This window comes from Corallococcus sp. CA049B (assembly GCF_003611685.1).
GTDB lineage: Bacteria > Myxococcota > Myxococcia > Myxococcales > Myxococcaceae > Corallococcus > Corallococcus coralloides.
On sequence record NZ_RAWC01000112.1, the window covers coordinates 17,152 to 28,324 of the forward strand.

Consider the following 11,173-nt stretch of genomic DNA (forward strand, 5'->3'; position numbering starts at 1 on the left):
GCCGTTGCCAGAGGACGCCATGCCCGAGGTACTCGTCGTTGATGACAGCAAGGTGATGCGCGACATGGTGGTCGCCTGCCTGCGGCCCTATCCGGAAAGCCACTTCACCCAGGCGTCCAGCGGGTTGGAGGCCATCGAGCAGTTGTCGCTCAAACCGTACGACCTGCTCGTGCTGGACCTCAACATGCCGGACATCGGTGGCATCGAGGTGGTGGAGTTCGTGCGCGGACAGGACCACCTGCGCAACCTGCCCATCATCATCGTCACCACGCGCGGCGACGAGGCGTCCCGCGAGCGCGCGCTGCAGGCCGGCGCGGACCGCTTCATGACCAAGCCCTTCACGCCGGACTCCATCCAAAGCGCCGCCCGGGCCCTTCTGGAGAAAGCCCCGGCCGAGGCGCCGCGCGGGTGAGCGGCACCGGGGAGTTCGCGGAGTTCCTCCCCGCCTACCTGGCGGAGGCGGACGAGCTGCTCGCGTCCGCGCAGAAGGACCTGCTCGCGGTGGAGGAGTCCGTGCGCAAGGGGCAGGCCCAGCCCCGCGCGGTGCGCGAGTTGTTCCGCGCGCTGCACACGCTCAAGGGCCTGTCCGCCATGGTGGACGTGGAGTCCGTCGTCTCCCTGGCGCACTGGATGGAGGCGTCGCTGCGGCTGGCGGATCAGGCCGGCGGCCGGCTGCCCGAGTCCAGCGTGGAGCCGCTGGTGGAGGGCCTGCGCGCCATCGAGCTGCGCGTGCGGCAGCTGGGCGCCGGGAAGGCGGCGTCGCCCGCGCCCGCGAACCTGCTGGAGCGGCTGGAGGCGCTGGGGCCGCAGGTGCGGGACGTGGCCCCCAGGCGGGCCCGGCCCGTGAAGCTGGACGCGGAGACCGCGTTCGCCTCCCGCCTGACCCCGTCCGAGCGCGAGCAGCTGGAGGGCGGGCTCGCCGGAGGCCAGCGCGCGCTGCGGCTGGACTTCGTGCCGTCATCGGAGCGCGCCGCGAAGGGCCTCAACATCAACACCGTGCGCGAGCGCGTGGCGAAGCTCGCGGAAATCGTGAAGGTGCTGCCCCTGTCCGGCCCCGCCGCGGGGGGCGCGTCGCTCGCGTTCGCGCTCCTGCTCATCACCCGCGCGGAGGACGCCGTGCTGCTGGACGCCGTGGGCGGCGCTCCCGCCACGGTGCGCTCGCTGGAGGCGCCTGCTCCCGCGGAGGCCCCGCCCGAGGACGGGGGCCCTGGCGGCGTGGCGGTCCTGCCCGGTGCCGCTGTTTTCGAGGAGGAGCTGGACGAGCCGGAGGTGCGCCGGGGCGGAGGCCTCTTGCGCGTGGAGGTGTCCCGGCTGGACGAGGCCATGGAGTGGCTGGCGGCGCTGGTGGTCAACCGCTCGCGGCTGATGCGCGCGGTGGCGGCGCTCACCCAGGCGGGCGCGCCCACGCGCGAGCTCACCGCCATCCTCCAGGAGAACGGCCGGCAGCTGCGCGACCTGCGCTCGGCCATCCTGCGGCTGCGCATGGTGCGCGTGGGTGACGTGCTGGAGCGGCTGCCCCTGCTGGTGCGCGGCCTGCGCCGGGCCACGGGCAAGGCGGTGCGGCTGGAGCTGGACGTGGGCGACGCGGAGCTGGACAAGGCGGTGGCGGACCGGCTGTCGCCCGCGCTGGTGCACCTGGTGCGCAACGCCGTGGACCACGCGCTGGAGTCCCCCGAGGAGCGTCAGGCCGCGGGCAAGCCCGCCGAAGGGCTGGTGCGCCTCACCTGCCACGCTCGCGCCAGCGGCCAGCTGGAGCTGACCCTGCGCGACGACGGACGTGGCGTGGACGCGAAGGCGGTGGCGAAGGCGGCGAACGCCCCCGCGCCGGACTCCTCGGACGCGCTCCTGGACCTCTTGTGCCGGCCCGGCCTGTCCACTCGCCAGGAGGCCACGCGCACCAGCGGCCGGGGCATGGGCATGGACATCGTGCGCCGCATCGTCGTGGAGCAGCTGGGCGGCGAGCTGCGCATGGAGACGCGCAAGGGCGTGGGCACCACCTTCACCTTGAGCGTCCCCCTCACCGTGACGCTGATGGACGCCATCGTCTTCGAGTGCGCGGGCCGCCGGTACGCGGTCGCGGTAGGCACCGTGGAGGAGCTCATCGACGTGGCGGGCGTGGTGCGGCCCGCGGGCGCGGACGGCCTGGGGCTGGTGGAGCGCCGGGGCGCGGCGGTGCCGCTGGTGTCGGTGGCGCGGTTGTTGGACGCGCCCGGGGCCGCCGACGCGACGGGCCAGGGCGCCAAGGCGCTCATCGTGCGCCAGCGCGGGGAGCCGGTGGCCTTCGCGGTGGACCGGCTCGTGGGGCAGCAGGAGATCGTATTGCGGCCGCTGGAGGACCCGCTCGTGCGCGTGCCCGGCGTGGCGGGCGCCACGGACCTGGGCGACGGCCAGCCCACGCTGGTGCTGGACCTGGGCGCGCTGGGCGCCGCGCGCGCGGGCCGGCGCAAGCGTGCGTCCAGGGCAGGGGAGTGGGTGTCATGAACGTGCTGCACGTGCTGTTCAAGGTGGACGGGACGGAATACGCGATGCCCGCGGCGGACGTGGTGCAGATGGAGTCCTTCACCGGCGCGACGCCGGTGCCCGGGGCGCCCTCGCACGTGGCCGGCCTGGTGCAGGTGCGCGGCCGGGTCATCCCGGTGGTGGACGCGCGCGTCCGCTTCGGGCTGCCGGCGGGGACGCAGTCCCTGGATTCACGGGTGGTGGTGGGGCAGCTGGGCGAGCGCACCGTGGGGTTGCTCGTGGATAGCGCCCGCGAGGTGTTGAAGCTGGACCCCCGCACCATCCAGCCGCCCCCACCCATGGTGGTGGAGGGCGCGAAGGGGTTCGTGAAGGCCGTGGCGCAGGTGGGCCCGCGGCTGGTGATGCTCATCGATTTCCCCCGCGTGGTGGGGGAGGAGGCGGCGGATGTCGACGGACAACGGTAACAGCGTGCGGAAGCTGGAGGACGCTCGCGCGCTGGCCGAGCGCGCCTCGCTCCAGGTGGCGGAGGGCGTGGGGCTGGTGAAGTCCACCGAGCAGCTGGCGGCGCGGCTCGCGTCCGCGGGCAACGACCAGGCGGCGGCGGGCGAGCAGGTGCGGATCGCCATCGAGTCCGTGGCCTCGCAGGTGGAGCAGACGAGCATCTCGGTGCAGGCGCTGGTGCGCAGCCAGGTGTCCGTGGGCGACGCGGCGAAGGGCGTGCAGCAGGAGGCGGAGACCAACGCGGCCACGATGCAGGAGGTCACGGCGTCGGTGTCCAGCGTGCGCAAGGACGCGGGCACGCTCGCCTCCAGCGCGGACGTGACGGCCTCCACGCTGGAGGAGGTGGCGCGCTCGGTGAAGGGCGTGAGCGCCAACGCGGAGGACCTGGCCGCCTCCAGCGAGGAGTTGCTGGCGAGCATGCAGGAGATGACCGCCACGGTGGAGGACCTGGTGTCGCGCAACCAGACCAGCGCCGCCACCACGGAGGAGGTCGCCGCCACCATCGAGGAGATGTCCAAGGGCATCACCCGGCTGGCCGCGGACGCGCAGGGCGTGGGCGAGCGCATGGGCCAGGTGTCCGGCGCCGTGGTGTCCCTGGGCAAGACGCTCCAGGACGTGGTGCGCGACGCGGCCACCATGTCCTCCAGCGTGGAGGACGCGGCCGCCGCCACGGAGCAGGTGGCCCGCAGCGTGCGCGGCGTCGCCGAGCACACGCGCACCCTGGAGGCGAGCGCCGTCACCACCGCGTCCACCGTGCAGGAGGTGGCCGCCAGCGTGGAGGAGGTGGCCGCCACCGCGGAGAAGAACGCCGCCGTGGTGGACGCCAACGCGGCCACCATCGAGGAGCTGTCGCGCTCCGCCCAGGCGGTGGCCCGCGCGGCGGAGAGCATCAACGGGCTGGCGTCCACCAGCGCCACCGCGTCCTCGCAGTTGGAGTCCTCCACGCGCCGCGCGGCGCAGCTGACGGAGGAGGCGCGGCTGGCCGCGGAGCGCGTGGGCACGAGCGCTCGCGAGGGCGGCGCCACCGTGGCGCGCTCCATCGCGGGCTTCGGCCGCATCCGCCAGTCCATCGTGGAGTCGTCCGGGGTGATGAAGGAGATGGGCCGGCGCGCCGAGGAGATTGGCGACATCGTGCAGACCATCAACCTCATCGCGGACCGCACCAACCTGTTGTCGCTCAACGCCAGCATCGAGGCGGCGCGCGCGGGCGAGCACGGCCGCGGCTTCGCGGTGGTGGCGGAGGAGATCCGCGCCCTGGCGGACCGCGCGGCGGCGGCCAGCAGCGACGTAGCGAAGATCGTCCGGGGACTCCAGACGACGGCGCGCGAGGCGGCGGTGGCCAACGGCGAGGGCGTGCGCGCGGCGGACGAGGGCGCTGCCCTGGCGGGAGACGCGGAGCGCGCGCTGGGCACCATCCTCAAGGGCGTGGACGAGCTGGGCTCGAACGTGCGTGAGGCGTCGCGCGCGTCGGCGGAGCAGGTGCAGGCGGTGCAGTCGCTGGTGCAGGCCACCGCGAAGGTGAGCGAGCAGGGGCGGCTCATCGCCGCGTCCGCGGTGGAGCAGGCGCAGGCCGCGCAGGCGCTGACCCAGGGCGGCTCGGAGATGCGGCGCATGGCGCGGCAGACCACCCAGGCCACCCAGGAACAGGCCAAGGCGCTGCGCGAGGCGGTGCGCTCCAACAACCAGCTGACGGAGGTGGCGGAGAAGGTGTCGCGCGCGATGCAGGAGCAGGCCCAGGCCGCCACGGACCTGGCCCGCGGCACCGCGCAGATGCGCCAGCTGGTGCAGGGCGTGAGCGCCGCGGTGATGGCCCAGGGCCAGCAGGTGGGGGCGCTGGGGGCGACGGCGCAGGAGGTGGCGTCCTCCACGCAGCGCACGCTCACCGGCATCTCGGAGCAGGCCAAGGCCGCGCAGGAGGTGACGAAGGCCATGGAGGCCACGCGCAAGGAGGTGGCCCAGTCCACGCGCGCCATGTCGGAGCAGGCGCGCGCGCTCAAGCAGGGCGAGCTCGCCAGCCGCCAGGTGGCCACCCTGGCGAAGGAGGTCACGCGCGCCACGGACGAGCAGGCCCAGGCGCTCACGTCGCTGGTGCGCGGCGCGGAGGAGGTGCGCCGGGTGGCGAAGTCCACCGCGCGCGCGCTGGATGAGCAGGCGGACGCCCTGTCCCTGCTCACCCTGTCCGCCGCGAAGCAGGCCACGGGCGTGGCGGCGGTGGCGAGGGCCGCCGTGGACCAGGCCGCGATGAGCGAACAGCTGGGCCGGTCGGTGGAGGACATGCGCATCCGCGCGAAGGAGATCGCCGGCACCACGGGGGAGCAGGCGCGCGGCATGGCCGTCACCGCCCAGGAGGTGAAGGAGGTGGCGGGCCGGCTGGGACAGCTGTCGCGGCTGCACGGAGAGCAGGTGGAGGGCTTGAGTCACCTGAGCGGTCTGTTGGGCGCCACGGAGCCGGGGACGCCCCGGAACACGCAGGAGCAGGCCACGTGAGCAGCTCGACCGCGAAGCAACACCCGTTGTCGCTGTCCGCGGAGGACCGCGCCCGGGTGGAAGAGGTGGATCAGCTGGCGCGCCGGGGGCCGGCGAGCCTGCCGGTGCTGGTGCAGGGGCTGGACGCGCCGTCGTGGGCGGTGCGCCGCGCCGTGGTGTCCGCGCTGGCGCGCCTGGGCACCGCCGCCGTGGAGTCCCTGTGTGAAGTGCTGCGCCACCGCCGGGACAACGAGGCGCGCATCGCCGCGGCGGTGGACGCGCTGGTGGCCGCCACGGGGGACGTGGAGGGCCCGGTGGAGCTGTTGGGGGACGACCCCAACCCGGCCATCGTCTGTGACGCCGCCCAGGTGCTGGGACGCCGCCGCAGCCGGAGGTCCGTGCCGCTGCTGTCGCGGCTCATCGTCCACCCGGACGACAACGTGGCGGTGGCCGCCATCGAGGCGCTGGGCCGCGTGGGCGGCGGCGCGGCGGTGGACGCGCTCCTGTCCTCGCTGGGAAGCGGCAACTTCTTCCGCATCTTCCCCGCCATCGACGTGCTGGGCCGCTCCGGCGACCCCACCGTCGTGCCGGCGCTGATGGCGCTCTTGTCCGACCCCTTCTATGTCCTGGAGGCGGCGCGCGCGCTGGGCCGCACCGGCCAGGAGGCCGCGGTGCCCGCGCTGGTGGGCCTGCTCCAGCGCGGCAACGACGCGGTGGTGCGCGTGGCGGCGGTGGCGCTGGTCGAAATCCACGACGCGCAGGTGCAGCGCTTCGGCGGCGCGCGCACGGTGCCGTCGGTGCTGCGCTCCAGCTCGTTGGAGCCGCACCCCACCGGGCGCCGGCTGGCCCATGTCATCGCGGGCGCGGACGCGGGGGAGAAGACCGCGGTGGCGCGCCTGTTGGGCTGGGTGGGCGGCGCGGACGCGGCCACGGGGCTCCTGAAGCTCCTGGACTCGCAGGACCTGGGCGTGTCGCGCGCGTCCGCGGCGGCCCTGGGCGAACTGGGCGCGGAGGCGGACGCGCAGATCCTCCAGGCGCTGCGCGAGGGTGACAGCTCCCGCAGGCGGGCGCTGCTGCCGCTGGTGGGCAAGCGCTCCGCGGCGGTGCCGGACGTGCTGGTGTGCCTGGAGGACCGGGACGCGACGGTGCGCGCGCTGTCGGCGGAGACGCTGTCGCGCATTGGCGACACGTCCGCGGTACCAGCCCTGTTCGCGCGGCTGGCGGACGAGGACCCGCGCGTGTCGCAGGCGGTGGTGGGCGCCATCCAGTCGCTGGGCAGCGAGATGACGGAGACCCTGGCGCTGGAGGCGGCGCGCTCCACGGACGCGCGCCAGCGGCGGGCGGCGCTGCGCATCGTGGCGTACTTCGGCTACCCGCGCGGCCTGGACGCGCTGCTCCTGGCCATGCGGGACCCGGACGAGCGGCTGCGCGACGCGGCCATCTACGGCCTGCCCTTCATTGATGACCCTCGCGCGGTGGACGCGCTGCTGTCCGCCGCGAGCCACGAGTCGGAGCGCACGCGCGCCACCGCCATGCGCGCGCTGGGCCAGACGGACAAGCAGGCGCGCATCACCTCCACGCTCCTGGGCGGCTTGAACGACCGCGACCCGTGGGTGCGCTACTACGCGTGCCAGTCGCTGGGGAAGCTCAACGAGGAGGCCGCCGCGGACGCCATCGTCGCGCTGGCCAACGACGACGCGGGCCAGGTGCGCGTGGCGGTGGTGGACGCGCTGGCGCACATGCACACGGAGAGCGCCATGGCGGCGCTGCGCCGGGCGGCCTCGTCAGCGGACGCGGACGTGCGCCGCGCGGCCCTGCTGGGGCTGGGCGTGGCCCGGCGGCCGGACGCGCTGCCGGTGCTGCTGGAGGCGGTGCACTCGGAGGACCCGGCCACGCGGCTGGTCGCCCTGTCCGCCGTGGCGGAGTACGACGCGCCGGAGACGCTGCCCGCGCTCCTGCGCGCCGCCGGGGACCGGGATGACAGCGTGCGCAGCGCGGCGGTGGGCTTCCTCGCCACGCGCACGGGCTCGCATGCGACGCAGCAGCTGGTGTCGCTGCTGGGCGACGTGATGCTGCGCGAGCAGGTGGTGTCCGCGCTGGCGCTGCCCGTGGAGGGGCGCCTGCCCGGGCTGATGGCGGCGCTGGAGGTGGCGGACGACGCGACGGCGCCTTTGCTGGTGGCGTCGCTGGCGCGCATGCGCCGGGCGGACGCGAGGGCGGCGCTGATGCAGTCGCTCCTCGGCGCGAGCCCCGCGGGCCGCCGGGCCTCCGCCCCCGCGGTGGCGGCGCTGGGCACGGTGGAGGCGCGCGAGGCGCTGGACAAGGCGGCCCACCGCGACGAGGACCCGGAAGTGCGCCGCGCCTGCCTGCTGGCCCTGGGCCGCTAGGACACCCACGGCCATGAGCTCGCTGCCGCTGTCCCCGCAGGTCCTGGCCATCCTCTCCATGCTCATCGAGCAGCGCTCCGGCCTGCACTACGGGCCCGAGGACCGGGACCTGCTGGCGGAGAAGCTGTCCACCCGGGCGCTGGAGGCCGGGTTCGACTCGCTGCTCGATTACTACTACTTCCTCCGCTACGACCCGAAGGGGCCGCAGACGCTGGACTCGCTGGTGGAGGCGCTGCTCGTCCACGAGACGTACTTCTTCCGCGAGCCCCAGGCGCTGGAGGTGCTGGTGGACGAGCTGCTGGTGCCGGAGGTGCGCGCGGGCAGGAAGCCGCGCGTGTGGTGCGCGGCGTGCTCCACCGGTGAAGAGCCCCTCACGCTGGCCATGCTGCTGGACTCGCGCGGCGTGCTGGGGGACGTGTCCATCCTGGCCACGGACCTGAGCTCCAAGGCGCTGGAGCGCGCGAAGTCAGGGGAGCACAACCTGCGCTGCCTGCGCGCGCTGCCCCCGGGCGTGATGGGGCGCTGGCTGGACATGGTGGACGGACGTCCCCGCGTGCGGCCGGACCTGATGGCCCGGGTGGAGTGGCGGCAGCTCAACCTGGTGGACACGGAGGGCTACCCGGAGCCGGGCAGCTGCGACGCCGTCCTCTGCCGCAACGTGCTCATCTACTTCCAGGACGACACCGCGCGCCGCGTGGTGGACGGCCTCACCCGGACGCTGCGGCCCGGCGGGCACCTGGTGGTGGGCACCTCCGAGTCCCTGATGCGCTTCGGCACGGCGCTGCGCTGCGAGGAGCGCCGCGGCGCGTTCTTCTACAGCAAGGCGGACTCATGACGTTGCGCGTGCTGGTGGTGGACGACTCGGCGTTCGCGCGCAAGGTGCTGCGCAAGGTGCTGTCGGACGCGCAAGGGCTGGAGGTGGTGGGCACCGCGCGCGACGGCCTGGACGCGCTGGAGCGGGTGGCGGAGCTCAAGCCGGACGTCATCACCCTGGACCTGGTGATGCCGTCGCTGGACGGGCCGGGCTTCCTGCGCGCGCTGGCCGGCATGCCGGACGCGCCGCGCGTGGTGGTGGTGAGCAGCGCGGGCGCGGACAGCGAGCTGGCGGTGGCCGCGCTCCAGGCGGGCGCGGTGGACCTGGTGCACAAGCCCACGGCGCTCGCCACGGACCGGCTCTACGAGCTGGGCGCGGAGCTGGTGGAGAAGGTGCGCGTCGCGGGGCGCGCGGTGCCGCGCTACCAGCAGGAGCTGGCGGAGGCCGTGGCGGCCCCGCCCCTGAAGCCGCTGCCCGCGACGTCCACGAAGCTGCTGGCGGTGGGCACGTCCACGGGCGGGCCGCAGGCGCTGACGCGGCTGTTGTCCGCGATGCCCCGGGACTTCCCGGCGCCGGTGGTGCTCGCGCTGCACATCCCCGCCGGCTACACGGAGGCCGTGGCGAAGCGGCTGGACTCGCAGAGCGCGCTGGAGGTGGTGGAGGCGAGCGACGGCCTGGAGCTGGTGCCGGGCCGCGCGGTGCTGGCGCGCGCGGGCCACCACCTGAAGGTGGCGCGGCACGGGGCGCTCAACCTGGTGCGCCTGGACCGCCACCCGCTGGGCACCCCGCACCACCCCTCCGTGGACGTGCTCTTCCAGAGCGTGGCGGAGGTCTGGGGGAGGGACGCGCTGGGGCTGGTGCTCACCGGCATGGGCGAGGACGGGCTCCAGGGCGCGCGGGCCCTGCGCGCCGCGGGCGGCGTGGTGCTGACGGAGGCGGAGTCCTCCTGCGTGGTGTACGGCATGCCGCGCGCGGTGGACGAAGCGGGCCTGTCCAACGGCAGCGCGCCGCTGGACGCCCTGGTGCCCCTCCTCTCGCGCTTCGTCTGACGGGCGCTCGGGCCGCGCGGGTTCAGGCGCGGTGCGAGGGCGGCGAAGGCGGCTCGGGCGGCGGGCCCTTCCGGGGCGGCGCGCGGCGCGGCAGCGTGACGGTGAAGGTGGTGCCGTCGCCCTCGCTGGAGGTGACCTCGATGGTGCCGCCGTGGGCGTGCACGATTTCGCGCACGATGTAGAGCCCCAGGCCGTAGCTCATCTTCAGCGTGCGCGTCTGCTGCGGGCCCTGGCGGAAGGGCTCGAAGAGGTGGGGCAGGGTGGCTTCCGGAATGGGGCGGCCCTGGTTGTGGACCGTCACCACCACCTTGTTGCGCAGGCCTCGCGTGGACAGCAGCACGGGCGCGTCCGCCGGGCTGTACTTGAGGGCGTTCTCCACCAGGTTGGACACCACCTGCGCCAGGCGGTCCGGGTCCCAGTGCCCCTGCGTGTTGCCCTTGTGGTCCACGACGATGTCGCGCTGCGGGAAGGCCACGCGGAACTCGTGCGCCACCTTCGTCAGCAGCTCCTGCGTGTCCGTGCCGCGCGGCTCAATCACCACGCCGCCCACCAGCCGGGCGCGGGTGAAGTCCAGCAAGAGGCGCGTCAGCCGCTCGATGCGGACCGCCGCGGTGGCGATGCGCCGGCTGGTGCGCGCCGTCTCCTCCGCGGGCCCGCCGGCCGCGAGCACGCGCGACCAGTTCATGATGGCGCCGAGCGGGCTGCGGATGTCGTGGCTGATGATGCCCATCAGGTGTTCCTGGAACTCGGCGTGCCGGCGCACCTCGTCTTCCGCCCACTTGCGCTGGGTGATGTCGCGGCTGATGCCGAACAGGCCGAACACGTGGCCTTCCGGGTCGCGCAGCGGGCCCTTGGTGGACTGCCACACGCGCAGGTCCCCGTCGGGGGCCTGCTGCGTGTCCTCGTAGGTGAGGGGATGGCCCGCCTTGAGCACGTCCCGGTCGTGCTTCACGTTGACCTTGGCCTCGGCGGGAGGGAAGAGCTCCGCGTCGGTGCGCCCGCGCACCTCGGCCACGGTGCGGCCCACGGCGCGCGCGCCCGCGGAGTTGATGACCTGGTAGGTGCCCTCCATGTCCTTGATGTAGATGGCGTCGGTGGTGCCCTCCATCACGGCCTGGAAGAGCTGCCCCACGCGCTGCAACTCGTGGCGGGCCTGGAACTCGCGGGTGATGTCGCGGCAGTGCACCAGCAGGCCGCCGTCCATGGGGCGGGTGCTCACCTCGAAGCAGAAGCCGCCTTCGTGCCAGCGGTGCTCGTAGGGCGCGGCGGAGGGCTGCTCGTTGGCGGGCGCGTCCAGGCGCAGGTGCGAGCCCAGGCCCAGCACGTCCGCCACCTTCTTGCGCAGGTCATCGCCCGGCTGGACGCGGGGCCCCAGCAGCTCCCGCATGCGCCGGCTCAGCCAGGTGATGCGCCAGCCCGCGTCCACGCCGAGGAAGGCCTCCGGCAGCGCCTCCAGCAGCGCTTGCAGACCCGGGCCAGAGGCCTCCGTCGGGGAC

The 11,173-nt window shown here is 74.5% G+C and carries 8 protein-coding genes; 7 read left to right on the plus strand and 1 reads right to left on the minus strand.

What is annotated here, in order from left to right:
* Positions 1 to 19 precede the first annotated feature (19 nt).
* The 7 genes from D7W82_RS23190 to cheB are packed head-to-tail and all read left to right on the plus strand — an operon-like array spanning position 20 to position 9,677.
* Complete coding sequence (locus D7W82_RS23190; protein WP_120620438.1) at positions 20 to 412, plus strand: response regulator; 393 nt, start codon at positions 20 to 22, stop codon at positions 410 to 412.
* The gene (locus tag D7W82_RS23195; RefSeq protein ID WP_120620439.1) at positions 409 to 2,481 is read left to right on the plus strand and encodes a chemotaxis protein CheA; all 2,073 of its coding nucleotides are present in this window, start codon (positions 409 to 411) and stop codon (positions 2,479 to 2,481) included. The genes D7W82_RS23190 and D7W82_RS23195 overlap by 4 nt, the downstream gene beginning before the upstream one ends.
* A complete protein-coding gene (locus tag D7W82_RS23200) occupies positions 2,478 to 2,924 on the plus strand; it encodes a chemotaxis protein CheW (RefSeq protein WP_014400320.1) in 447 nt (148 codons plus the stop codon). Before D7W82_RS23195 ends, D7W82_RS23200 begins: the two co-directional genes overlap by 4 nt.
* A complete protein-coding gene (locus D7W82_RS23205; protein ID WP_120620440.1) occupies positions 2,905 to 5,448 on the plus strand; it encodes a methyl-accepting chemotaxis protein in 2,544 nt (847 codons plus the stop codon). Before D7W82_RS23200 ends, D7W82_RS23205 begins: the two co-directional genes overlap by 20 nt.
* A complete protein-coding gene (locus tag D7W82_RS23210) occupies positions 5,445 to 7,814 on the plus strand; it encodes a HEAT repeat domain-containing protein (protein ID WP_120620441.1) in 2,370 nt (789 codons plus the stop codon). Before D7W82_RS23205 ends, D7W82_RS23210 begins: the two co-directional genes overlap by 4 nt.
* Before the next feature lie 13 nt (positions 7,815 to 7,827).
* Entirely contained in the window at positions 7,828 to 8,649 is an 822-nt protein-coding gene (locus D7W82_RS23215; RefSeq protein ID WP_120620442.1) for a protein-glutamate O-methyltransferase CheR, read from the plus strand.
* Positions 8,646 to 9,677, plus strand: a complete 1,032-nt coding sequence (cheB, locus tag D7W82_RS23220) for a chemotaxis-specific protein-glutamate methyltransferase CheB (protein WP_120620443.1) — start codon at positions 8,646 to 8,648, stop codon at positions 9,675 to 9,677. The genes D7W82_RS23215 and cheB overlap by 4 nt, the downstream gene beginning before the upstream one ends.
* Before the next feature lie 22 nt (positions 9,678 to 9,699).
* Here cheB and D7W82_RS23225 read toward each other — a convergent pair.
* Positions 9,700 to 11,173 (minus strand): ATP-binding protein (locus tag D7W82_RS23225; protein ID WP_120620444.1); only part of this gene is annotated, 1,474 nt, incomplete at its 5' end.

What these genes read in the sequence shown, in the direction of transcription:
- D7W82_RS23200 (WP_014400320.1), top strand. Translation starts at nt 2,478, where the DNA reads ATGAACGTGCTGCACGTGCTGTTCAAGGTGGACGGGACGGAATACGCG.
- cheB (WP_120620443.1), top strand. Translation starts at nt 8,646, where the DNA reads ATGACGTTGCGCGTGCTGGTGGTGGACGACTCGGCGTTCGCGCGCAAG.
- D7W82_RS23215 (WP_120620442.1), top strand. Translation starts at nt 7,828, where the DNA reads ATGAGCTCGCTGCCGCTGTCCCCGCAGGTCCTGGCCATCCTCTCCATG.
- D7W82_RS23190 (WP_120620438.1), top strand. Translation starts at nt 20, where the DNA reads ATGCCCGAGGTACTCGTCGTTGATGACAGCAAGGTGATGCGCGACATG.
- D7W82_RS23205 (WP_120620440.1), top strand. Translation starts at nt 2,905, where the DNA reads ATGTCGACGGACAACGGTAACAGCGTGCGGAAGCTGGAGGACGCTCGC.